Raw genomic sequence first — 21,540 nt, forward strand, 5'->3', positions numbered from 1 at the left:
GACACACTCCCCCGCCGGTTCACCACGCCGTCGCCGAAGGTAAGCCATCAGGCCCCGCGATGGACACGGATTCGGGGAGACCAGAACAAGAATTTTGCCTTGGTTTCCGCTCTTTGCCCCCGAATCGCCCCTCCGCCCTTCGGCAGGCCCTCACCGCGACCTCTTCGGACCTCCCCCGAGCCCCTCCTGGGCCTTCCGTGGCTGGTCAGGATCCTGTCGAGGCCCCGTCGAGCCCTCGCGAGGCCCTGATGATCTCGACGAACCGACCCATGATGTCGTTGAGCCCGAAGTCCTTGGGGGTGAAGACCGCAGCCACCCCCCGCTCGCGCAGGGCGCGGGCGTCGGCGTCCGGGATGATCCCGCCGACGATGACGGGGACGTCGCCCGCCCCCGCGTCGCGCAGCCCCTCGAGGATCTCGGGCACGAGCTCCATGTGGGAGCCGGAGAGGATCGAGATACCGACCAGGTGGACGTCCTCGGCCACCGCCGCGGCCACGATCTGCTCAGGCGTCAGCCGGATCCCCTGGTAGACGACCTCGAAGCCAGCGTCACGCGCCCTGACCGCGACCTGCTCGGCACCGTTGCTGTGGCCGTCCAGCCCAGGCTTGGCCACCAGCACCCGCAGCCGCTCCCCGAGCTCCTCGCCGGTGCGCCGGACCTCTGCACGGACCGCCTTGAGCTCGTCGCTGCCCCCGCTCGAGACACCGACCGACCCCGAGACGCCCGTCGGCGCCCTGAACTCCCCGAACTCCTCGCGCAACGCCTGGGCCCACTCCCCCGTCGTGAGTCCTGCCCTGGCCGCCTCGAGAGAGGCCGCCATGAGGTTGGTGCCGCTGCGTGCGTCCGCGGTGAGGGCCGCCAGCGCTGCTGCCGCGCGGTCGCGACGCTCGGGGTCGGCGTCACGACGCTCGCGCCACTCGCGAACGGCGGCTGCGGCCTTCGCCTCGACATCGTGGTCGACCGTCTGGATGGCCGCGTCGAGGTCGGCCGTCAGCGGGTTGGGCTCGGTGGTCTGGAAGCGGTTCACGCCCACGACGACGTCCTCGCCGGTCTCGATCCGCTGGCGACGCAACGAGTGCGACGCGACCAGCGCCGACTTCATGTAGCCGCTCTCCACAGCCGGCACGGCACCACCGAGCTCCTGGACGCGCGCGATCTCGGCCTGGGCCCCCGCGACGAGCTCAGCCACCTTGGCCTCCACGACCTTGGACCCGGTGAAGAGGTCGTCGTACTCGAGGAGGTCGGACTCGAAGGCGAGCACCTGCTGCATCCGCAGCGACCACTGCTGGTCCCACGGTCGAGGCAGACCGAGCGCCTCGTTCCAGGCCGGCAGCTGCACCGCGCGGGCCCGGGCGTCCTTCGAGAGCGTCACGCCAAGCATCTCGAGCACGATGCGCTGCACGTTGTTCTCCGGCTGGGCCTCGGTCAGCCCGAGGGAGTTGACCTGCACGCCATACCGGAAGCGTCGTTGCTTGGCGTCGGTCACGCCGTAGCGTTCGCGCGTCAGGTCGTCCCACAGCTGGACGAAGGCGCGCATCTTGCACATCTCCTCGATGAACCGCACCCCGGCGTTGACGAAGAAGGAGATCCGGGCGACCACCTCACCGAAGCGTTCGGGCGGCACCTGGCCCGAGTCGCGGACGGCGTCGAGCACCGCGATCGCCGTGCAGATCGAGTAGGCGAGCTCCTGGACGGGGCTGGCCCCCGCCTCCTGCAGGTGGTAGCTGCAGATGTTGATCGGGTTCCACTTCGGGATGTCCGACACGGTGTAGGCGACCATGTCGGTGATCAGCCGCAGTGACGGGCCGGGCGCGAAGACGTAGGTCCCCCGCGACAGGTACTCCTTGATGATGTCGTTCTGGGTGGTCCCGGCCAGCGCTCGGACGGCCTCCGCGGGGTCCGCGCCGGTCGCGGTGGCCTGCTCCTCGGCGACGACCTGGTACAACGCCAGCAGCCACATCGCCGTCGCGTTGATGGTCATCGAGGTGTTCATCTGGTCGAGCGGGATCTGGTCGAACAGCGCGCGCATGTCGCCGAGGTGCGAGATCGGGACGCCCACCTTGCCGACCTCGCCGCGCGCCAGGGGGTGGTCCGGGTCGTAGCCGGTCTGGGTCGGCAGGTCGAAGGCCACCGACAGCCCGGTCTGGCCCTTGGCCAGGTTGCGGCGGTAGAGCTCGTTGCTGGCCGCGGCACTGGAGTGGCCGGCATACGTGCGCATCACCCACGGGCGGTCACGCTCCGGGCGCGCGGGGGCGGCGGCGACCGTGACGGTCTCCGCGCCAGCTTCGGTGACAGCGGGTGCCTCGCGCTCAGGCGCCTGGACGTCGGTGTGCTCGGGCATAGGGCCGAACGTACCCGTGCGGGAGCACGGTCAGGCAGGCGTTCAGGCGGTGACAGCCGCCACAGTGGGTGCCGCGACCTCGTCCCGGAGCACCAGCGCGCGGTCGAGGCGTGATGCACGCAACAGCCGCCCCGTGCGCTCGGTCATGTCGACGACGGCCAACCGTCGTCCGGCCCGGCGGGCCCGGTTGTACGCCTCGACGAGGACGCCGAGTCCCGTGGCGTCACCGATCTCTGCGGCCGCGAGCCGCAGGTGCACGTCGCCGCAACCGGTGTCGATGATCTCGTGGAGCAGCAGCCGCACGTCGGGGACGGTGTGCACGTCGATCCGACCGGTGATCGCGACGTCCTGCCCCGTGTGCATGGCGCGGACCTCCACGGGCAGTGCCCCGATGCTGCTGATCGACATGCGAACCCCCTCGTCCGTGACAGACATTCACTCACAGGGACGCGAGCCACGGGGGTTTCGGTTGGCACCGTCCAGATCAAGATCTGATAAAGGTCCCGCGACCGGCTGGCTGCAGGACGGCGCCCAGATCAGACGAACGGGTCGTCGTCGGGCTCTCTCGTGACGTCTGCACCCAGACCCTGCAGGCTCTCCGCGAACCCGGCGTACCCACGGTCGATGTGCTGCGCGCCGCTGACCGTCGTGATGCCGTCGGCGACCAGCCCGGCGATCACCAGAGCGGCACCGGCCCGGATGTCGCTGGCCTCGACCGGCGCCCCGGACAGCCTCTCGACGCCATGGACCATGACGTGGTGCCCGTCGATCTGCGTCTCCGCACCGAGCCGGTTGAGCTCCTGGACCGTCCGGAAGCGCGCCTCGAAGAGGTTCTCGGTGATCATGGCCGACCCGTCGGCCACGGCGTTGCAGCAGAGGGCGAAGGGCTGGAGGTCGGTCGGGAMCCCGGGGTAGGGCAGCGTCGCCACGTCGAACGCCTTCGGACGCCGACCACCCGAGTCGACCCGGAAACCGCGGTCGGTCGTCGTCACGGTCGCCCCGCTGGCCCGCACCAGCTCGAGCGCGCTGGTGAGGTGCTCCGGTCGAGCCCCCACCACCTCGACGTCACCCCGCGTGGCCGCAGCAGCGAAGGCCCAGGTGCCGGCCGCGATCCGGTCGGGGACCACCGCGTGCTCGACCGGGGCCAGCCGCTCGACGCCCTCGATCTGCACCAAGGAGGAGCCCGCGCCGGTGATGCGAGCACCCATCGAGACCAGCATCTCGGCGATGTCGACGATCTCGGGCTCGCGGGCTGCGTTCTCGAGCCTCGTCGTGCCGCGGGCGAGCACGGCCGCGGTCAGGACGTTCTCGGTCGCGCCGACGCTCGGGAACTCGAGCCGGATCTCCGCACCGTCCAGCCCGCGCGGCGCCTCGGCGACGAGGAACCCGTGGGTGACGTGGACGCTTGCCCCCAGGGCCTCCAGACCGGCGGCGTGCAGGTCGAGACCGCGCGATCCGATCGCGTCGCCCCCGGGGACCGCCACGTCGGCAGCCCCACAGCGGGCCACCAGCGGGCCGAGCACCGCGGTGGACGCCCGCAGGGCCCGCACCAGGTCGTAGTCGGCCCGGTGGCCGATCTGGTCCGGCACGTCGATCTCCACGACCCCGCTCGGGGCGTCGTAGTCGACCGTGCAGCCGAGCCGGCGCAGCAGCTCGGCCATGATCGTCACGTCGAGGATGGCCGGCACGTTGGTCAGCCGGGTGCGTCCCACGGCGAGCAGCGCCGCGGCCATCAGCTTGAGGGCACTGTTCTTGGCGCCCCACACGGCGACCTCACCGCGCAGCGCGGTCCCACCGACGACCCGGAAACGTTCAGCCACCGAACCACCCTATCGAGGCGTGCCGAGACCCCTGACACACCACCGGCCCGCCTCCCGACCCCGCGGCATACCCTCGTGCCATGGTCAACCTCACGCGCATCTACACCCGCACGGGTGACGACGGCCAGACCCACCTCGGGGACATGAGCCGCACCAGCAAGACCGACGTGCGGCTGCTCGCCTACGCCGATGCCAACGAGGCCAACGCGGCCATCGGCGTCGCCCTGGCGGCGGGTGAGCTGCCCGAGGACGTGCGCGCCACGCTGCTGCGCGTGCAGAACGACCTCTTCGACGTCGGCGCCGACCTGTGCACGCCGCTGCAGGAGACCTACGAGTACCCCCCGTTGCGGGTCGAGGCGGCCTGGATCGACGAGCTCGAGGCCGACTGCGACCGCTACCTCGAGCGGGTCGAGAAGCTGCGCTCGTTCATCCTGCCCGGCGGGACCGTGGGGTCGGCCCACCTGCACGTGGCCACGACCGTCGTCCGCCGCGCGGAACGGCAGGCCTGGGCCGCCATCGCGCACTATGGCGAGCAGCCCGGGTCCGGCAAGGGCGAGGGCGGCGTCAACGTCCTCACCGCGAAGTACCTCAACCGGCTCTCGGACCTGCTCTTCGTGCTGGCGAGGGTGGCCAACCTGCCGATCGGCGGCGACGTCCTGTGGCAGCCCGGCGGTGGTCGCGCCGAGGGACCGCCCCCGCGGAACGGCTGACCCTCCATGGGGCTGCGCGACGACAGGCGGCCCTAGGCCACGTTGACGTTGAAGCCCGGGGGCGAGCTCTCCAGCCAGCTGCGCATCGCGGTGTAGGCGGCCGGCGCGAGGGCGAGGGCGAAGGTGTCGCTGCCGTAGTGGCAGTCGACGGTGACGGCCTCCGGCAGACCGGCGATGGCCGTCTCCGGCTGGCCGGGCGGCCCCAGCTCGAGGCGAGGTCGCTCCCAGGTGCGGGCCGGGCGGGGTGAGGGCCCGATCAGCGTGAACCACTCGAGCGAGCTCCCGGCGAACCGCAACAGCCCCAGGCGGTACTGCGACCGACCATGGGGCTGGAGGGCGCACAGCATGAGCGGTGCCCCGGAGGCGAGCAGCCGCCGCCGTACGAAGATGTAGGTCAGCGCGAGGACCGCAAGCAGGATGAGGGCGCTGGCGACGATCTCCGCGGAGACGACGGGCGACATGCTCACCCCTTTCGCAGTAGGCCGTGGTGGGCCGTCGGTGGTGCCTAGGCCGAGAAGTTCGAGGCGTCGACGGCCTCGGCGACGATGATCACCTTGTCGCGGTCGACGGACAGGAAGCCGCTGTCGATGGTGGCGCTCTGGGAGCCCTCGCCCGACTTGATCCTGACCTCGCCCTCGACGAGGACGCCGAGCAGGGGGGTGTGGCCGGGCAGGATGCCCAGCTCGCCGTCGACGGTGCGCGCGACGACCATGTCGGCCTCGCCCTCCCAGACCTTGCGGTCTGCTGCGACGAGTTCAACCTGCAGGGTGCTCACGGTGTCCTCCAGTGGTGCGGTGCTTCGAGTCTAACGGCCTGCCGGGTGGGCCCTGTGGGCCGGTGGTATGCCGTGGGGCCAGCCGTGTCCGGCCGGCCCCACGGGTCACGCGGTGGTGCTCCTGCTCAGAGGTTCTTCTCGATCTCCGCGGCCTGGCGCTCGACGTCGTCGAGGCCACCACACATGAAGAAGGCCTGCTCGGGCACGTGGTCGTACTCACCGTCGGCGATCTTGGTGAACGCCTCGATGCTGTCGACCAGCGGCACCGTCGAACCCTCGATGCCGGTGAACTGCTTGGCGACGTAGGTGTTCTGCGACAGGAAGCGCTGGATGCGACGGGCCCGGTTGACGAGGATCTTGTCCTCCTCGGAGAGCTCGTCGATGCCGAGGATCGCGATGATGTCCTGCAGCTCCTTGTTGCGCTGGAGGATCTGCTTGACGCGCACCGCGGTGTTGTAGTGGTCCTCGGCGATGTAGCGACGGTCGAGGATGCGCGAGGTCGACGTCAGCGGGTCCACGGCGGGGTAGATACCGAGCGAGGCGATCTCACGCGAGAGCTCGGTAGTGGCGTCGAGGTGCGCGAAGGTCGTGGCCGGGGCCGGGTCGGTGTAGTCGTCAGCCGGCACGTAGATCGCCTGCATCGAGGTGATCGAGTGACCACGCGTGGAGGTGATGCGCTCCTGGAGCACACCCATCTCGTCGGCGAGGGTGGGCTGGTAACCCACGGCGGACGGCATCCGGCCGAGCAGGGTGGAGACCTCGGAACCGGCCTGGGTGAAGCGGAAGATGTTGTCGATGAAGAGCAGCACGTCCTGCTTCTGCACGTCGCGGAAGTACTCCGCCATCGTCAGCGCGGAGAGGGCGACGCGAAGACGCGTGCCCGGCGGCTCGTCCATCTGGCCGAACACGAGGGCGGTCTGGCCGAGGACTCCGGCCTCCTCCATCTCGACCATGAGGTCGTTGCCCTCACGGGTGCGCTCGCCGACACCGGCGAACACCGACACACCACCGTGGTCGCGGGCGACTCGGGCGATCATCTCCTGGATGAGCACCGTCTTGCCCACGCCGGCACCGCCGAACAGGCCGATCTTGCCACCCTGGACGTAGGGCGTCAGCAGGTCGATGACCTTGATGCCGGTCTCGAACATCTGGGTCTTGGACTCGAGCTGGTCGAAGGCCGGAGCCTTGCGGTGGATGCCCCAGCGCTCCTTGACCTCGAACTTCTCGCCCTCGGCGAGGTTCATGACATCACCGGTGGTGTTGAACACCTTGCCGAGGGTGACGTCGCCGACCGGGACGGTGATGGGGCCGCCGGAGTCCTGCACCTGGGTGCCGCGGACGAGGCCGTCGGTGGGCTGCAGCGAGATGGCCCGCACCATGTTGTCGCCGATGTGCTGGGCGACCTCGAGGTTGATGTTCTTCGTCTCGCCCGCGAGCTCGACCTTGGTGGTCAGCAGGTTGTACTGCTCCGGCATCGCGTCCGCAGGGAACTCGACGTCGACGACCGGGCCGATGATGCGGGAGATGCGGCCGATGCCACCGGGGGTGGCGGCCTTGGTCTCTTCAGTGACAGTGGCAGTCATTGGTTTCTCTCTACCTTCTCAACTGGCGTCGGCGAGGGCGTCGGAGCCGCCCACGATCTCGCTGATCTCTTGGGTGATCTCGGCCTGGCGAGCCTGGTTGGCCAACCGGGTGTACTTCTTGATGAGCTCTTCGGCGTTGTCCGTGGCCGACTTCATGGCCCGCTGGCGCGACGCCAGCTCGGATGCCGCGGCCTGCAGCAGGCAGTTGTAGATGCGCGCAGTCACGTACTTCGGCAGCAGCGCGTCGAGCACCTGCTCGGCGCTCGGCTCGAACTCGTAGAGCGGCAGGATGTCGTCCTCGGCCGGGGCTTCCTCGCCCTCGACGACCTCGAGCGGCAGCATGCGGATGACGTCGGGCTCCTGGTTCACCATGTTGACGAACCGTGTGAAGACGATGTGGACCTCGTCCACCCCACCCTCGGCGTAGTCCTGGTTGAACGCGGCGACCAAGGTCTCGCCGATCTCGCGCGCGACCTCGAAGTTGGGCTGGTCGGTGAACCCGGTCCACTCGTCCGCGTACTCGCGCTTGCGGAACTTGTAGAAGCCCACGGCCTTGCGTCCGACGAGGTAGGGCACGACCTCCTTGCCGGCTGCCCGCAGGTCGCCGACGAGGCGCTCACTCTCCTTGAGCACAGAGGAGCTGTAGGCCCCGGCGAGCCCACGGTCGGAGGTCACCACGAGGACCGCCGCGCGACGCACGTCGTCGTGCTCGGTGGTCAGCGGGTGGTCGACGTTGGAGTAGGTCGCGACCGCCGACACCGCTCGGGTCAGGGCGCGTGCGTAGGGCGAGGACTCCCGCACCCGCTGCTGCGCCTTGACCACGCGGGAGGCTGCGATGAGCTCCATCGCCCGGGTGATCTTCTTGGTCGCCTGGACGGACCGGATGCGCTGGCGGTAGACCCGCATCTGCGCTCCCATATGTTGCCGCCTCTCTCGTTCGCTCTGTGTCGGTGGTGCGGCCCGGGGACCGCGGTGCGTCGGGGTGGTGCCGAAGTGGCACCCGCGCTGGTGGCGCCGGGTGCCCACCGAGGTGGGCACCCGGCATACCGGTCAGCGCTTCTGCTTGACGATCTTCTCCTGCTCGACGTCGTGCTCGAGGGCACCCGGGTCGGCCTCGTGGCCCACGGGGGTCTTCTCGGAGCCGGACGCCTGGAACTGCTCCTTGAACTTGCCCACGGCCTCCTCGAGGCCCGAGCGCGTCTCGTCCTCGAACTTCTTGGACTCGCGGATCGCGTCCAGGAGGCCCTTCTTCTCGCGGCGCAGGTAGTCGAGGAACTCGGTCTCGAAGCGGGAGACGTCCTCCACGGCGACCGAGTCGAGCTGGCCGGTGGTGCCGGCCCAGATCGAGACGACCTGCTCCTCGACCGGGAACGGCGCGGCCTGCTTCTGCTTGAGCAGCTCGACGAGGCGGGCACCCTTGGCGAGCTGGGCGCGGGACGCCGGGTCGAGGTCCGAGGCGAACATCGCGAAGGCCTCCATCGCGCGGAACTGCGCGAGGTCGAGCTTCAGACGACCGGAGACCTCCTTCATGGCCTTGATCTGCGCGGCGCCACCGACTCGGGAGACGGAGACACCCACGTCGATCGCGGGACGCACGTTGGCGTTGAAGAGGTCGGCCTGCAGGTAGATCTGGCCGTCGGTGATGGAGATGACGTTGGTCGGGATGTACGCCGAGACGTCGCCGGCCTTGGTCTCGATGATCGGCAGGCCGGTCATCGAGCCCGCGCCGAGGTCGTCGGAGAGCTTGGCGCAGCGCTCGAGCAGGCGGGAATGCAGGTAGAACACGTCACCGGGGTACGCCTCGCGGCCCGGCGGGCGGCGCAGCAGCAGCGACACCGCGCGGTAGGCCTCGGCCTGCTTCGACAGGTCGTCGAACACGATGAGGACGTGCTTGCCCTGGTACATCCAGTGCTGGCCGATGGCCGAGCCGGTGTAGGGGGCGAGGTACTTGAAGCCGGCCGAGTCGGACGCGGGGGCCGCGACGATGGTCGTGTACTCGAGGGCGCCGGCCTCCTCCAGCGTGCCGCGGACGGCAGCGATGGTGGAGCCCTTCTGGCCCATGGCGACGTAGATGCAGCGGACCTGCTGCTCCGGGTCGCCCGAGTCCCAGTTCTGCTTCTGGTTGATGATCGTGTCGACCGCGACCGTGGTCTTGCCGGTCTGGCGGTCGCCGATGATGAGCTGGCGCTGGCCGCGACCGATGGGGGTCATGGCGTCGACCGCCTTGAGCCCGGTCTGCAGCGGCTGGTGCACCGACTTGCGCTGGACCACCGTCGGGGCCTGGAGCTCGAGTGCACGACGCTCGGTGGACTCGATCGCGCCGAGGCCGTCGATCGGCTGGCCGAGCGGGTTGACCACGCGGCCCAGGAACGCGTCGCCGACGGGCACGGAGAGGACCTCTCCGGTGCGCTTGACCTCCTGCCCCTCCTCGATCTTGGAGAAGTCACCGAGGATGACGACGCCGATCTCGTGGACGTCGAGGTTGAGCGCGAGGCCCAACGTGCCGTCCTCGAACTCGAGCAGCTCGTTCGTCATGCACGAGGGCAGGCCCTCGACGTGGGCGATGCCGTCCCCGGCGTCGCTGACGCGGCCGACCTCTTCGCGGGAGGCCGTGCCGGGCTCGTAGGACTGAACGAAGTTGTCCAGCGCGTCCCGGATCTCCTCCGGACGGATCGAAAGCTCCGTCATCTGATCTCTTCTCCTCGATAACCGGTCCGATGAGTCGAACCGAAGTCTGTGGTGTGGTCCTGCATCTTCAGTTGTGGTGGAGCAGCGATGGTGCGTATGCCGTGGGGCTGGGTGCGGGGTCAGCCGGCAAGGTGCCGGCGGGCCTCGTCGAGGCGGCGGAGCACGGTGCCGTCGACGACCTCGTCGCCCACCTGCACCCGGATGCCGCCGAGGACCTCTTCCTCGATGACGACCTGGAGCAGGATGGGCTTGCCGTAGATGCCCTGCAGCGCCGCCGACAGCCGCTCGCGCTGCTGCGGGGTGAGGTCGGTGGCCGCGGTCACGACGGCCGTGATCTGTTCCCGCCGCTGGGCCGCGAGGGCGAGGTAGCGCTCCAGCGTGCGGTCGAGCTTGCGACCCCGCGGGGCCAGCACGGCCTGGCGCGCCAGGCGCACCGTCTCCTCGGCGACCTTGCCGTCGAGGAGCTGGCTGACGACGCCCGCCTTGGCGTCGACGTCACCCTGACGGTTGGTCAGCCGGTCACGGAGGTCGGGGTTGCCGGCGACGATCCGCTCGAAGCGGAACAGCTCGTCCTCGACCCGGTCGATCCGTCCGGCCTGCTCGGCACCCGCGAGGATCGACGTGACCGCCAGCTCCTCGAGGGTGTCTGACAGGTCGCGCTCGGTGGCCCAGCGCTGGCCCACGAGGTTCTTGACCACGACGATGGTCTCGGCCGAGACCTTGCCGTCGAGCAGTCGCTCGGCGAGGGCCTGCTTCTCCGTGCCCTCGCGGGACGGGTCGGCGAGGGCGCGGCGCAGGGTGGCGGAGCCGTCGATGACACCGACGACAGCCAGCAGCTCGTCACCGAGCACCCGACGGTCGACCCCGCCGGCGAGCGCGGCGTCGAGCGCCTTGCTCCCGGCGATGGCGGCCGCGCGCGAGGACCCACGCATCAGGCGTCCTCCCCGACCTTCTCGGGCTGGATCTCGCCAGCCTCGAGCTCGGCCAGGAACCGGTCGACGATGCCCTTCTGACGGGTCTCCTCGTGCAGCGACTCACCCACGATGCGGCTGGCCAGGTCGGTCGACAGACGACCCACCTCCGAGCGGAGCGAGACGACCGCCTGCTGGCGCTCGGCCTCGATCTGCTTGTGCGCCGCCTCGGTGATGCGCGCCGCCTCGGCCTGCGCGTGCCCGCGCATCTCCACGACGATGGCCGCACCCTGCTCGCGCGCCTCCTCGCGGATCCGGGCAGCCTCGGCACGGGCCTCGGTCAGCTGGGCCTGGTACTGCTCCAGGGCAGCCTGGGCCTGCTGCTGGGCCTCCTCGGCCTGCTGCATCCCGCCCTCGATCGCGGCGGTGCGCTCGGCGTACGCCTTCTCGAGGTTGGGCACGACCTTCGTGGCCACGACCCAGTACAGGATCGCGAAGGCGATGACGCCGAAGATCAGCTCGCCCCAGAGGGGCAGGATCGGCAGGCGTTCGCCGGTCTTGTCCTCGGCGGCGGCCGCGACAACCACCTGCGTGATGCCGGTGAAGTGCTGCACGGGTTCTCCTAGTGCTGTGGTGCCAGGGGGCGTTGGGCTGGGTGGTTCGGCTTACTTGAAGACGAACGCGAGAACCAGACCGAAGATGGCCAGCGCCTCGGCGAGGGCGAAGCCGAGGATGGCGATGCCCTGGAGGACGCCGCGCGCCTCGGGCTGGCGGGCGACGCCGTTGATGTAGGCGGCGAAGATCAGGCCGATGCCCACACCGGGGCCGATCGCAGACAGGCCGTAGCCGAGGATGGCGATGTTGCCAGTCATGTCAGTGGTCCTCTTTCGGTTATCAGGTCCGTCGGCACCTCGCCGAGCGGGAGTTCGTGTGGCGTATTCAGTTGTGGGTGTGGCGGTCCTGCACCGAGCCGGTCGACGGCCCGGACGATCTCAGTGCTCGTCGGCGAGTGAGCCGGCGATGTAGGTGGCTGCGAGCAGCGTGAAGATGTAGGCCTGCAGGAACTCGATCAGTCCCTCGAAGGCCGTGAGCACGAAGGCCATGCCGAACGAGCCGACCCCGGCGACCTTCAGCCCCAGCCCGCCGTGGATCAGCATGTACTCGCCACCGGTGATGAACAGCAGCAGGAGCATGTGGCCGGCGAACATGTTGCCGAAGAGTCGCAGCGCGAGCGTGAGCGGGCGCGTGACGAAGTAGGTCAGCAGCTCGAGCGGGATGATCAGCACGTAGATGCCCTTGGGCAGACCCGGGGGGATCATGTGCTTGATGTGGCCCCACGCGCCGTTCTTCCTGATGCCGACGGCGTGGTAGATGACGAAGACCAACAGGGTCAACGCGATCGGGAACCCGATGCGGCTCATGGTCGGGTACTGGATCGGCGGGATGATGCCGAACAGGTTGTTGACCAGGATCAGCATGAACATGCTGAACAGCAGGGGGACGAACTTCAGGAAGTCGTGGCTGCCGATGATGTCGCGAGCCACTCCGTTGCGCACGAAGTTGTAGGCGTTCTCGGTCACCCACTGACCCTTGCCCGGCACGACGGCCGCGCGCTTGGTGGTGGCGACGAGGAACCAGGAGATCAGCGCCACCGAGATGGCCAGGACGACCATGGGGCGGGTGATCGCGAAGTCACCGTGACCGATCAGAGGCTGGTAGAACTCGGCCGGCGTGGGGGCGTGGAAGCCCTCACCTTTGCCGCCCTCGGCAGCCAGGCTGATGGCACCCAGCACGTTCAGACTCACAGGTTCTCCTTGAGCTTTGCGTTCGAAACAGTCCACGGGCCAACGGGGGCAGCGCTCATGCGCCTGAGCCCGGCATACAGAGGGGGGAGCTGACCTGCGGAAGTCATTGCGTACCGTACCGGAACCACACGAGGTACAGCGACAGTGCCATCCCGCCCACGATCCCCACGGCGACCAGCCAGGTCGTGCCCAGCCAGTGGTCGAGTCCCCAGCCCATGGCGCCGAACATCGCCGGCCCGGTGATGAGGTAGGACACGACGTTCCACATCCTCGCCTCGTCGAGCCGTTGATGACCCGAGTCGGCCTTCTGCAACGGCGTCTGCCGGGCGTCCGGCGACGGTCGCGAGGGCGGTGTGGTCACRGTGAGCTCCTGTGGTCATGTGGCCGAGCCCCCATCCTGCCGCGTTTCCTGCGGMTCGTCGAAAGCAAGGCGACGAGAGCGGACGAAGGCGATCACCTGGAACACCTGCCACACGAGTGCGACCGCCAGGACGGTGAGGCCGAAGGCGGTGCCGTCGAGCCACGTCGCACCCTGCAGCGCGATGATGACCACGAGCAGGAAGATCATCTGGCCCATGAAGACCGCGAGCGCGCTCGCGAGGAAGCGCAGCGGGTCGGAGGCACTCCCCAGCTTGCGCATGACGAGCAGGCCGAGGGCGAAGAACGCCAAGGCGATCACGAAGCCGAGGGCCGCGCCCAGGGCTGCCTTGCCGCCACCCACGATCGCGGCGACGACGACCGCGACCGGACCCACCGCGATGGTCGGGAGGAGGGCTCCACGCAGCATCACCGCGAACGGGTCGCGGTCGGTGTGCGGAGCTGCGCTCATCGGTCTGGCCTGCCTGATTCGTCGGGGCTGCGGTGCCTGGCGAAAGGGGTGGTCTGCACCCTCCTTGGGGTGCTTGTGAAAGGTATCACAAGCAGTTCAGGCCTTTCCACCGGGGGCCCCGCACGCCACCACCCGAGTCGTACGTGCCAGGACGCGCCTGGACGCGCCTGGACGCGCCTCGACGCGGGCTGGCACCCACGACGCTGGGTGGCTGCGTCGGTAGCCTGCGGGCATGCCAGCCACTCCCCCGACCGGTGCACCCCTGCGGGGCCGGTTCGTCCGGCTCGACGTGATGACGATGGAGGACGCCCCCGGGCTGCACGCGGTCTACACCGACCCGGCGGTCTACACCCAGGGCTTCATCATGCGCCCACCCCCGGAGGACCTCGCCGCCACGCGCACCGCCACCGAGGACACCATCGCCGCCGGAGCCCGGGGCCGCACGGCCTACACCGTGAGGCTCACGGGCGAGGGCGGTCTCGGCGCGTCGGGCACCGTGGTGGGCACCTCGTCGCTCGGCGACGTCGACCTCGAGAACGAGCGGATCCACCTCGGGTGGACCATGTACGGCTCGCGCTGGTGGGGCACCCAGGTCAACCCCGAGTGCAAGCTGCTGCTGCTCGGGCACGCCTTCGACTGCGGCTTCGGCCGCGTCAAGATCCAGACCGACGCGGTGAACCTGCGCTCGCAGGCCGCCATCGCCAAGCTCGGTGCGACTCGCGAGGGCGTGCTGCGGCGGCACACGCGACGGGCCGACGGGAGCTTTCGCGACACCGTGGTCTACAGCGTGCTGCGTGAGGAGTGGCCCGCCGTGCGCGCCGGCCTGAGGGAGCGCCTGGGGCTGCCCGACAGCTGACCGGACGCTCGGAGGGTGGCTCAGTGCGAATGCGGCCGGTGACCCGGGATCGACCAGCGTGGCAGCCAGATGGTCAGCACCCCGATGACCACGATCGCGCCGAGCACGCCGGCCCCGGCGACCCGGGCGTCGTCGACGAAGATGAAGCTCACCGACCCGAGGGCGGCGACGGCCGCCCAGAGCCAGAGCAGCAGCACGGCTCGCCGGTGACCGTGACCGAGCTGGAGCATGCGGTGGTGCAGGTGCTGCTTGTCGGGGTGCCACGGGCGCTCCCCGCGGGCCGTGCGCCGGACGACCGCCAGGAGGATGTCGACCAGCGGCAGCAGGATGATCGCCGCCGGAACCACGAGGGGCAGCAGCGTGGCGGCGACGGGGTTGGTGCTCACCTGCGCCGGGGTCACGGCGCCGGTCGTGGAGATCGTCGCGGCAGCCAGGAGGAGCCCGAGCAGGAGTGCCCCCGAGTCACCCATGAACAACCGCGCCGGGTGGTAGTTGTGCGGCAGGAAACCCACGCAGCAGCCGATCAGGGCGGCCGAGATGAGGGTGGCCGACGAGAACACGTTGGGCGGGTCGTAGCTGCGTGAGATGCCGTAGCTGTAGATGAAGAACGCCGCGCCCGCGATCACCACCACGCCGGCTGCGAGCCCGTCGAGCCCGTCGATGAAGTTGACCGCGTTGGTGAACAGCACCACCGCGAACACGGTGAGACCCACCATGATCGGCTGTGGGAGCACCGTCACCCCACCGATCGGCAGCTGGTAGAGCAGGACGCCGCTGAACGCCATGATGCCGGCGGCGATCATCTGCCCGCCCATCTTGGTCAGCCAGTCCATCTCCCGGACGTCGTCGATCGCCCCGATGAGGCACACGATCCCTGCGCCCAGCAGCACCCCCCGCAGCTCGGGGCCGAGCCGGAAGACCTGACCGAGGAACGGCAGGTGGCTGGCGGCGATCATGGACGCCGCGAAGCCGAGGTAGATCGCCACTCCCCCGAGCCGCGGGATCGGTGTCGAGTGGACGTCACGGTCGCGGACGGGGGTGAAGGCGCCCGTCCGCACCGCGACGGCGCGCATCAGCGGCGTCGCGGCATACGTGATCACCGCGGCGACCATCAGGACGAGGAGGTACTCGCGCACTCAAGGCGCCTCTCGGGTGGGTCGGGACTCAGCCTCGAGGGTATGCCGGGAAACGGGTCACGAGGTCCGTGACCCCGGCGCGGACCTCCTTGGAGACGGCGTGGTCGGGGTCGGCGTCACCGCGCGTGACCGCCGTGGCGATGAGGTCGGCGATCTGGCGCATCTCGTCGGGGCCCATGCCCTGGGTGGTCACACAGGGGGTGCCGACCCGGATTCCGCTGGCGATGTTGGGCTTCTGCGGGTCGAACGGGATGGCGTTCTTGTTGAGGACGATCCCGGCCGCGTCGGACCGCGCCTCGGCGTCGGCGCCGGTCACGCCGACTCCCTGGAGGTCGTGCAACGACAGGTGGGTGTCGGTGCCACCCGTCGTGGGCCGGATCCCCTTCTCCCCCAACGAGGTCGCGAGGACCGCGGCGTTCTCCACGACGCGCTTGGCGTAGTCCTGGTAGGCGGCAGTCGAGCACTCCTTGAAGTTCACGGCCTTGGCCGCGATGGTGTGCATCTGCGGGCCGCCCTGCATCATCGGGAAGACCGCCTTGTCGAGCTTGGCGGCGTGCTCCTCCTTGCAGACCAGTGCGCCCGAGCGGGGCCCCCGGAGCACCTTGTGGGTGGTGAAAGTGACGACGTCGGCGTAGGGCACCGGGCTCGGGATCGCCTTGCCGGCGACCAGCCCGATGAAGTGCGCCGCGTCGACCCAGAAGATCGCGCCCACCTCGTCGGCCAGCTTGCGGAAGAACTCGAAGTCGATCAGCCGCGGGATCGCCGAGCCACCGGCGAGGATGATCTTCGGCCGGTGCTCCTTGGCGAGGCGCTCGACCTCGGCGTAGTCGATGTTCTCGGTCTCCTTGTCCACGCCGTAGTGGACGGCGTTGAACCACTTGCCGGAGAACGAGACCTTGGTGCCGTGGGTGAGGTGGCCGCCCATCGGCAGCGCCATCGCGAGGATGGTCTCTCCCGGCTGCATGAACGCGCCGTAGACCGCCTGGTTGGCGCTGGCCCCGGAGTGCGGCTGCACGTTGGCGTGGTCGGCGTCGAAGAGCGCTTTGCACCGCTCGATCGCGAGCGTCTCGGCCTTGTCGACCTCGGAGCAACCGCCGTAGTAGCGACGCCCCGGGTAGCCCTCGGCGTACTTGTTGGACAGCGTCGAGCCGAGGGCGGTGAGCACCTCGGGGCTGGACATGTTCTCGGACGCGATCAGCTGCAGACCGCTACGGATGCGGTCGAGCTCGGAGACGAGCACCCCCGCGATCTCGGGGTCGAAGGACTCGAGGGCGCCGAAGTCGGAGCCGTAGAAGGTGTCAGCGCTCATGCGGGTCTCCTGGGAGGGTGCTGTCGGTGTCGTCGGTGCTGCTGGTGGCGTCGGTAGTGCTGGTGGCGTCGGTACTGCCGGTGGCGTCGGTGCTGCGGGTGGCGGGATCCGCGGGCAACTCTATTGCCTGGGTCTCGTCGCTCTCGGGGGTCTCCGAGGGCTCGGGCTCCGTCGGCTCGAGGACGGCACGGAGCTGCTCCTCGCTGACCGCACCGGCCCGCAGCACCACGAGCTCCTCGCCCGTGCAGTCGACGATCGTCGACACCTCGGTGCTGGTCGTCGGGCCGCCGTCGAGGTAGACCGACACGGCCGCGCCCAGCTGCGACGCGGCATCCGCGGCCGTCGTGGCTGCCGGCCGACCGGTGAGGTTGGCGCTGGTCACGGCCATCGGGCCGACCTCGCTGAGCACCGCGAGCGCGATGTCGTCCTGGGGCATGCGCAGGGCGACGGTGCCGTTGGTCTCCCCGAGGTCCCACATCAGGGACGACTGGGCCTTGAAGACCAGGGTCAGCGGCCCCGGCCAGAACTCCCGGATGAGGTCACGCGCCCAGGCGGGCACGTCGGTGGCCAGCCCGTCCACGGTGCGGATGCTGGGCACCAGCACGGGCGGGGGCATGTCGCGACCCCGCCCCTTGGCGGCCAGCAGCGACGCGACCGCCTCGGCGGAGAACGCGTCGGCGCCCACGCCGTACACGGTGTCGGTCGGGAGGACGACGATCTCGCCGGCGCGGACGGCCTCGACCGCCCTGGCCACCCCGTCGCGTCGACCCTCGTCGGTGCTGCAGTCGTAGACCGGGCTCATGGTGGCCAGCCTAGGACCCCCGCCCCCAGCCCTCTCACCCGAGTCTTTGAGTGATCCGACGGACCCTGGCCCGTCGGATCACTCAAAGACTCGGGTGAGGAGGACTGCGGGTCAGGCTGTCGTGGCGCCTTCGTCCTGGGTGCGGAAGTTGCGGACGCAGATCCCGACCGAGAGGCAGCAGTTCACCACCGCCACCCACTGCTCTCCCGACACCAGAGCCGGGAACCACAGTCCGGAGGAGGCGATGCACAGCAGCCATCCGCTGCGCCTCCGGGCCGCCAGCCAGGTGCCCAGCAGACCGACCACGATCGCGACGGCTCCCAGGGCCTGGAAGGTGACCATCGTCATGCTGTTCTCCTTTCTCCCCCCACGCCTCAGCGCAGGGAGATCACCGTTTCGAGGTAGGTCGAGGGGATGCTGATGCTGCCGCCGTCACGGTTGCGGTCGAACCGGTCGGCCAGCTCCACCAGGTCTGCACCCAGCGCCGCCTGCCCCCTCGCGTCGAGGGCCTCGAAGGCCTTGAGGGTGGGGCCGTACCAGCGACGGAAGAACGTCACGAACTCCTCGGCCGTGGTGAACCGGAAGACGCACTCGCGCTCCTGCGACTCGATGGTGTCGACCGCTGTCCCGAAGAGCTCCGCGAGGTGCTCCTCCGTCCCCCACAGCAGCGGTGAGGCGACCCCGGCCGGCGCAGGGACGTGGGAGGTGATCACGCGGAACATCTGCCCGATGAAGCCGCCCGGAGTCCAGGACGCGAGCGCGACCGTCCCCCCGGGCCTCGCCACGCGCAGCACCTCGTCGGCGGTCCGTTGGTGGTCGGGCGCGAACATCGTCCCGAAGACGCTGAGGACGGCGTCGACCGAGGAGTCCTGCAGCGGCAGGGCCTCGGCGTCGCCCTCGCGGAACTCGACGTCGAGCCCCTCGGCCAGAGCCCGGCCCCGACCGTCCTCGAGCAGCGCGGGCACGTAGTCGACACCGATGGCGTGCGTGCCGGACCGGGCTGCGGCGAGGGTCGCATTGCCGTTGCCGCAGGCCACGTCGAGCACCGTCCATCCGGCGCGCAGGTCCGCGCTCTCGGCCAGCTGCTCGCTGACGAGGACGATGCGGGAGGCGACGACCGAGAAGTCGCCGCTGGACCAGGTCTTCTGCTGCTTGGCCTTGACTGCCGCCAGATCGACCAGGTTCGTGGTGGTGCTCATGTGGTGCTCCTTCGTCGTGCGACGGCACCGCGCCGTCGTCTGCACCGAGGATGCGTGGGCCCCTGTGCTCGCAACGAGTGGCGATGTCGTACCCCCTCGCGGCCTCGCGCCCCCCGCTGGAGGTCACTCGGAAGAGGGCAAACCGGGCGCCTCGGGGGTCTCGCAGGCACGCCCCGGGGTACAGATTTCGTACTACCCCGGCAGGCCGAGTCGGTGCACCATGGAATCCATGAGCGAACGGGGCGGGGACTACTGCCCGATCTCGGTGGCCGTCGACGTGCTCGGCGACCGGTGGACACCCCTGGTGATCAGGGAGCTGATGGTCGGCGCCAGTGGCTTCAACGAGATCCACCGCGGCATCCCCCGGGTCAGCCGCACCCTGCTCGCCCAGCGACTGCGCCAGCTCGAGCGGATGGGCCTGGTCGAGCGCACGGTCAGTGCATGCGGTCGGCCGGGCGGCTACCGCCTGACCGAGTCGGGCCACGCCCTGACGCCAGTCGTCTGGGCCATGGGGCACTGGGCGGCCGAGTGGGTGTTCGGCGACCCGACCGAAGCCGACTGCGACGGGCTGTCACTCATCTGGCGACTTCACCAGCACGCCATCCCGAGCAAGCTGCCCGCGCAACGCACGATCGTCCACGTCGTGCTGACCGGTCACGGGGCCGCCGAGGGCTGGCTCGACCTGAGCCGGTCTGGCGCGACGGTCTGCAAGGACGACCAGGGTCACGACGTCGACCTCGCGGTGGAGGCCGACACCGCGCAGATGCACCGCTGGCTGCTCGGGCGCACCTCCTTCCCCGAGCTCGTCCGGCGGGGCGACGCCCGGGTGCTGGGGCCGAGCCGGCTGGGCCGGGCCTTCGCCTCCTGGTTCGACATGAGCTACTTCATCGAGGACTTCCGCCGGGCCGACCATCGTCGCCTGCGTGCGCTGTCCGGCACGGCGACGGCCGGCTGACCCCGCCCCACCGGTACGTGGTTTCCCGGATCCGAGCGAGGGGGTGCCCGTCCTAGCGTGGGGAGATGATCACCGCACACCGACCCTGGCAGGTCGTCACCGTCCTAGCCGCCGCCGCGGCGCTCACCGCCGGAGCCGCGGGAACGGCTGATGCGAACGCCCCGGTCGAGCACTCGACGTTCTCGATCGACGAGTCGGGGACCTTCGACGCTGAGGTCTGCGGCTTCGCGATGGCTTGGCACGACACCGGTCGCGGGAGCATCCTGCTGCAGCAGGACCCCCGGTCGGGTGAGGAGCTGATCCTGCAACGACTGGACCTCACCTCCATCTTCACCAACCCCGCCACGGGCGACTGGTTCGGCATCAGTGGCCACTGGTCCGAGCACCTCCTGCCGGCCAGGGTGATGCCCGACGGGTCGGTGGTGGGAGTACTCAAGGAACCGGGCAACCGCCACAACCTCTTCGACGAGTCAGGGCTCATCAGCCGCGACACCGGGGTCACGACGTGGACGTTCACCTACGACCCCGCCACGGACACCGAGGATGCGAGCGTCGAGGTCCACGGCAACTTCCCGCTGGTGGGCTCCGACCTCTGCGCCCTCGCCCGTGACCTGATCGGCTGACCGGCTCGCGATGCCGCCCGCGCTACGTCGGGTGCACGCTGGCGGCCCCGCTACGTCGGGTGCACGATGGCGGCCCCCTCGCGCGGCGGGACCATGACGGGATGACCGAGACCCCGACCCTCGCCACTGACGAGCTGGGCGAGCGCATCTTCGGTGCCTTGCTGGGCACCATCGACGTCCTGTCAGTGTTCCTGGGCGACCGCCTCGGGTGGTACCGAAGCCTGGTGTCCGACGGCGCGGCGACGCCGCTGCAGCTGGCCGACCGCACCGCGACCCATCCGCGCTACGCCCGCGAGTGGCTTGAACAGCAGGCGGTCACCGGGTTCCTCGCCCTCGACCACCCCGACGACGATCCCGACGCGAGGGTGTACTCGATCCCCTCGGCCACCGCCGAAGTCATGACCGACGAGGCCAGCCTCAGCTACCTCGCGCCGTTCGCGCGGATGTTCGCCGCCGTCGGCCCGCAGCTGCCGGGTCTCCTCGAGGCCTACCGCACCGGTGGCGGGGTCAGCTGGGACCGGCTCGGCACGGAGGCCCGCGAGTCGCAGGCCGACGGCAACCGGCCGTGGTACCAGCTGCGGCTTGCCGACGCCCTCGCCGGCGTCCCACGGGTCCACCACTCGCTGTCCGCGCCGGGCGCGGTCGTCGCCGACGTGGGGTGCGGCGCAGGCTGGTCCAGCATCGCGCTCGCCAAGGCCTACCCCGGCGCGACGGTCGAGGGCTTCGACATCGACGCGCCCTCGGTCGCGATGGCCACCGCCAACGCCGAGGCACACGGGGTTGCCGACCGGGTGCGCTTCACCGCGGGCGACGCAGCGGGTATGCCGTCGGGCCGGTTCGCGGCCGCGTTCGCCTTCGAGTGCGTGCACGACATGCCCCACCCCGTGGAGGTGCTGGCGGCGGCCCGGGCCTCGTTGGCGCCCGGCGGGTTCATGGTCGTGATGGACGAGGCCGTGGCGCACGAGTTCGCGCCGCACGGCGACGAGCTCGAGCGCGTGATGTACGGCTTCAGCCTGCTCGTCTGCCTGCCCGACGGGATGTCCGCTCCGGGCAGCCGGGGCACCGGGACGGTGATGCGACCGGCGACCCTGCGCGGCTACGCCGAGGAGGCCGGCTTCACCGGGTTCGAGGTGCTCCCGATCGAGGGCTTCGGGTTCTGGCGCTTCTACCTGCTGAGCTGACGCGGGTCTTTGCGGGA

At 70.0% G+C, this 21,540-nt stretch carries 24 protein-coding genes; 5 read left to right on the plus strand and 19 right to left on the minus strand.

What is annotated here, in order from left to right:
- Positions 1-205: 205 nt before the first annotated feature.
- The 3 genes from AC1DX8_RS07000 to murA form a co-directional block, all read right to left on the minus strand.
- A complete protein-coding gene (locus tag AC1DX8_RS07000; protein WP_477629241.1) occupies positions 206-2,218 on the minus strand; it encodes a protein meaA in 2,013 nt (670 codons plus the stop codon).
- A gap of 165 nt (positions 2,219-2,383) precedes the next feature.
- The gene (locus AC1DX8_RS07005; RefSeq protein ID WP_477629193.1) at positions 2,384-2,749 is read right to left on the minus strand and encodes an STAS domain-containing protein; all 366 of its coding nucleotides are present in this window, start codon (positions 2,747-2,749) and stop codon (positions 2,384-2,386) included.
- Positions 2,750-2,877: 128 nt separating this feature from the next.
- Positions 2,878-4,161, minus strand: coding sequence for a UDP-N-acetylglucosamine 1-carboxyvinyltransferase (murA, locus tag AC1DX8_RS07010; RefSeq protein WP_477629194.1), 1,284 nt, complete (start codon positions 4,159-4,161; stop codon positions 2,878-2,880).
- A gap of 80 nt (positions 4,162-4,241) precedes the next feature.
- On the opposite strand from murA, the gene AC1DX8_RS07015 reads away from it, so the two are divergent.
- Positions 4,242-4,871, plus strand: a complete 630-nt coding sequence (locus AC1DX8_RS07015; protein WP_477629195.1) for a cob(I)yrinic acid a,c-diamide adenosyltransferase — start codon at positions 4,242-4,244, stop codon at positions 4,869-4,871.
- A 32-nt stretch (positions 4,872-4,903) separates the two neighbouring features.
- Here AC1DX8_RS07015 and AC1DX8_RS07020 read toward each other — a convergent pair whose 3' ends face one another.
- The 11 genes from AC1DX8_RS07020 to AC1DX8_RS07070 form a co-directional block, all read right to left on the minus strand.
- Complete coding sequence (locus AC1DX8_RS07020) at positions 4,904-5,332, minus strand: DUF2550 family protein (RefSeq protein ID WP_477629196.1); 429 nt, start codon at positions 5,330-5,332, stop codon at positions 4,904-4,906.
- Positions 5,333-5,376: 44 nt separating this feature from the next.
- Positions 5,377-5,646 carry a F0F1 ATP synthase subunit epsilon gene (locus AC1DX8_RS07025; protein ID WP_477629197.1) on the minus strand — a complete coding sequence of 90 codons (270 nt, stop codon included), beginning with the start codon at positions 5,644-5,646 and terminating at the stop codon, positions 5,377-5,379.
- Between the two features lie 125 nt (positions 5,647-5,771).
- Complete coding sequence (gene atpD, locus AC1DX8_RS07030) at positions 5,772-7,229, minus strand: F0F1 ATP synthase subunit beta (protein WP_477629198.1); 1,458 nt, start codon at positions 7,227-7,229, stop codon at positions 5,772-5,774.
- Between the two features lie 18 nt (positions 7,230-7,247).
- Positions 7,248-8,147 (minus strand): F0F1 ATP synthase subunit gamma, encoded by a 900-nt coding sequence (locus AC1DX8_RS07035; protein WP_477629199.1) that lies wholly within the window; start codon positions 8,145-8,147, stop codon positions 7,248-7,250.
- A 132-nt stretch (positions 8,148-8,279) separates the two neighbouring features.
- Complete coding sequence (atpA, locus tag AC1DX8_RS07040) at positions 8,280-9,917, minus strand: F0F1 ATP synthase subunit alpha (protein ID WP_477629200.1); 1,638 nt, start codon at positions 9,915-9,917, stop codon at positions 8,280-8,282.
- Between the two features lie 119 nt (positions 9,918-10,036).
- Entirely contained in the window at positions 10,037-10,849 is an 813-nt protein-coding gene (locus AC1DX8_RS07045; protein ID WP_477629201.1) for a F0F1 ATP synthase subunit delta, read from the minus strand.
- Entirely contained in the window at positions 10,849-11,424 is a 576-nt protein-coding gene (locus AC1DX8_RS07050) for a F0F1 ATP synthase subunit B (RefSeq protein WP_425564827.1), read from the minus strand. The genes AC1DX8_RS07045 and AC1DX8_RS07050 overlap by 1 nt, the downstream gene beginning before the upstream one ends.
- Positions 11,425-11,493: 69 nt before the next feature.
- Positions 11,494-11,700, minus strand: coding sequence for an ATP synthase F0 subunit C (gene atpE / locus AC1DX8_RS07055; protein WP_056883533.1), 207 nt, complete (start codon positions 11,698-11,700; stop codon positions 11,494-11,496).
- A 120-nt stretch (positions 11,701-11,820) separates the two neighbouring features.
- Complete coding sequence (atpB, locus tag AC1DX8_RS07060) at positions 11,821-12,633, minus strand: F0F1 ATP synthase subunit A (RefSeq protein WP_477629202.1); 813 nt, start codon at positions 12,631-12,633, stop codon at positions 11,821-11,823.
- 103 nt (positions 12,634-12,736) lie between these two features.
- Complete coding sequence (locus tag AC1DX8_RS07065) at positions 12,737-12,994, minus strand: AtpZ/AtpI family protein (RefSeq protein WP_477629203.1); 258 nt, start codon at positions 12,992-12,994, stop codon at positions 12,737-12,739.
- Positions 12,995-13,009: 15 nt separating this feature from the next.
- On the minus strand, positions 13,010-13,462 hold the full coding sequence (locus AC1DX8_RS07070; protein WP_477629204.1) for a hypothetical protein: 453 nt from the start codon (positions 13,460-13,462) through the stop codon (positions 13,010-13,012).
- A 232-nt stretch (positions 13,463-13,694) separates the two neighbouring features.
- On the opposite strand from AC1DX8_RS07070, the gene AC1DX8_RS07075 reads away from it, so the two are divergent.
- A complete protein-coding gene (locus AC1DX8_RS07075) occupies positions 13,695-14,318 on the plus strand; it encodes a GNAT family N-acetyltransferase (RefSeq protein WP_477629205.1) in 624 nt (207 codons plus the stop codon).
- A 20-nt stretch (positions 14,319-14,338) separates the two neighbouring features.
- Here the strand turns inward: AC1DX8_RS07075 and AC1DX8_RS07080 are convergent, their stop codons facing one another.
- From AC1DX8_RS07080 to AC1DX8_RS07100, 5 genes are all read right to left on the minus strand, one after another.
- Complete coding sequence (locus AC1DX8_RS07080) at positions 14,339-15,454, minus strand: glycosyltransferase family 4 protein (protein WP_477629206.1); 1,116 nt, start codon at positions 15,452-15,454, stop codon at positions 14,339-14,341.
- 28 nt (positions 15,455-15,482) lie between these two features.
- A complete protein-coding gene (locus AC1DX8_RS07085) occupies positions 15,483-16,763 on the minus strand; it encodes a serine hydroxymethyltransferase (protein ID WP_477629207.1) in 1,281 nt (426 codons plus the stop codon).
- The gene (locus AC1DX8_RS07090) at positions 16,753-17,565 is read right to left on the minus strand and encodes an L-threonylcarbamoyladenylate synthase (RefSeq protein ID WP_477629208.1); all 813 of its coding nucleotides are present in this window, start codon (positions 17,563-17,565) and stop codon (positions 16,753-16,755) included. Before AC1DX8_RS07090 ends, AC1DX8_RS07085 begins: the two co-directional genes overlap by 11 nt.
- Before the next feature lie 111 nt (positions 17,566-17,676).
- Positions 17,677-17,913 carry a hypothetical protein gene (locus tag AC1DX8_RS07095; RefSeq protein ID WP_477629209.1) on the minus strand — a complete coding sequence of 79 codons (237 nt, stop codon included), beginning with the start codon at positions 17,911-17,913 and terminating at the stop codon, positions 17,677-17,679.
- Between the two features lie 26 nt (positions 17,914-17,939).
- Complete coding sequence (locus tag AC1DX8_RS07100) at positions 17,940-18,764, minus strand: class I SAM-dependent methyltransferase (protein WP_477629210.1); 825 nt, start codon at positions 18,762-18,764, stop codon at positions 17,940-17,942.
- A gap of 229 nt (positions 18,765-18,993) precedes the next feature.
- On the opposite strand from AC1DX8_RS07100, the gene AC1DX8_RS07105 reads away from it, so the two are divergent.
- The 3 genes from AC1DX8_RS07105 to AC1DX8_RS07115 all read left to right on the plus strand — a co-directional run bounded on the left by AC1DX8_RS07105 (position 18,994) and on the right by AC1DX8_RS07115 (position 21,523).
- On the plus strand, positions 18,994-19,719 hold the full coding sequence (locus AC1DX8_RS07105; RefSeq protein WP_477629211.1) for a winged helix-turn-helix transcriptional regulator: 726 nt from the start codon (positions 18,994-18,996) through the stop codon (positions 19,717-19,719).
- 65 nt (positions 19,720-19,784) lie between these two features.
- Positions 19,785-20,342, plus strand: a complete 558-nt coding sequence (locus AC1DX8_RS07110) for a hypothetical protein (protein ID WP_477629212.1) — start codon at positions 19,785-19,787, stop codon at positions 20,340-20,342.
- A 101-nt stretch (positions 20,343-20,443) separates the two neighbouring features.
- On the plus strand, positions 20,444-21,523 hold the full coding sequence (locus AC1DX8_RS07115; RefSeq protein WP_477629213.1) for a class I SAM-dependent methyltransferase: 1,080 nt from the start codon (positions 20,444-20,446) through the stop codon (positions 21,521-21,523).
- Positions 21,524-21,540 lie beyond the last annotated feature (17 nt).

The organism is Pedococcus sp. P2_A3 (genome assembly GCF_056405035.1).

Coding starts and splice junctions, on each gene's coding strand:
- AC1DX8_RS07000 (WP_477629241.1), bottom strand. CDS start 2,218: ATGCGCACGTATGCCGGCCACTCCAGTGCCGCGGCCAGCAACGAGCTC.
- AC1DX8_RS07005 (WP_477629193.1), bottom strand. CDS start 2,749: ATGTCGATCAGCAGCATCGGGGCACTGCCCGTGGAGGTCCGCGCCATG.
- AC1DX8_RS07015 (WP_477629195.1), top strand. CDS start 4,242: ATGGTCAACCTCACGCGCATCTACACCCGCACGGGTGACGACGGCCAG.
- AC1DX8_RS07020 (WP_477629196.1), bottom strand. CDS start 5,332: ATGTCGCCCGTCGTCTCCGCGGAGATCGTCGCCAGCGCCCTCATCCTG.
- atpD (WP_477629198.1), bottom strand. CDS start 7,229: ATGACTGCCACTGTCACTGAAGAGACCAAGGCCGCCACCCCCGGTGGC.
- AC1DX8_RS07035 (WP_477629199.1), bottom strand. CDS start 8,147: ATGGGAGCGCAGATGCGGGTCTACCGCCAGCGCATCCGGTCCGTCCAG.
- atpA (WP_477629200.1), bottom strand. CDS start 9,917: ATGACGGAGCTTTCGATCCGTCCGGAGGAGATCCGGGACGCGCTGGAC.
- AC1DX8_RS07045 (WP_477629201.1), bottom strand. CDS start 10,849: ATGCGTGGGTCCTCGCGCGCGGCCGCCATCGCCGGGAGCAAGGCGCTC.
- atpE (WP_056883533.1), bottom strand. CDS start 11,700: ATGACTGGCAACATCGCCATCCTCGGCTACGGCCTGTCTGCGATCGGC.
- AC1DX8_RS07075 (WP_477629205.1), top strand. CDS start 13,695: ATGCCAGCCACTCCCCCGACCGGTGCACCCCTGCGGGGCCGGTTCGTC.
- AC1DX8_RS07085 (WP_477629207.1), bottom strand. CDS start 16,763: ATGAGCGCTGACACCTTCTACGGCTCCGACTTCGGCGCCCTCGAGTCC.
- AC1DX8_RS07090 (WP_477629208.1), bottom strand. CDS start 17,565: ATGAGCCCGGTCTACGACTGCAGCACCGACGAGGGTCGACGCGACGGG.
- AC1DX8_RS07095 (WP_477629209.1), bottom strand. CDS start 17,913: ATGACGATGGTCACCTTCCAGGCCCTGGGAGCCGTCGCGATCGTGGTC.
- AC1DX8_RS07100 (WP_477629210.1), bottom strand. CDS start 18,764: ATGAGCACCACCACGAACCTGGTCGATCTGGCGGCAGTCAAGGCCAAG.
- AC1DX8_RS07105 (WP_477629211.1), top strand. CDS start 18,994: ATGAGCGAACGGGGCGGGGACTACTGCCCGATCTCGGTGGCCGTCGAC.
- AC1DX8_RS07110 (WP_477629212.1), top strand. CDS start 19,785: ATGATCACCGCACACCGACCCTGGCAGGTCGTCACCGTCCTAGCCGCC.
- AC1DX8_RS07115 (WP_477629213.1), top strand. CDS start 20,444: ATGACCGAGACCCCGACCCTCGCCACTGACGAGCTGGGCGAGCGCATC.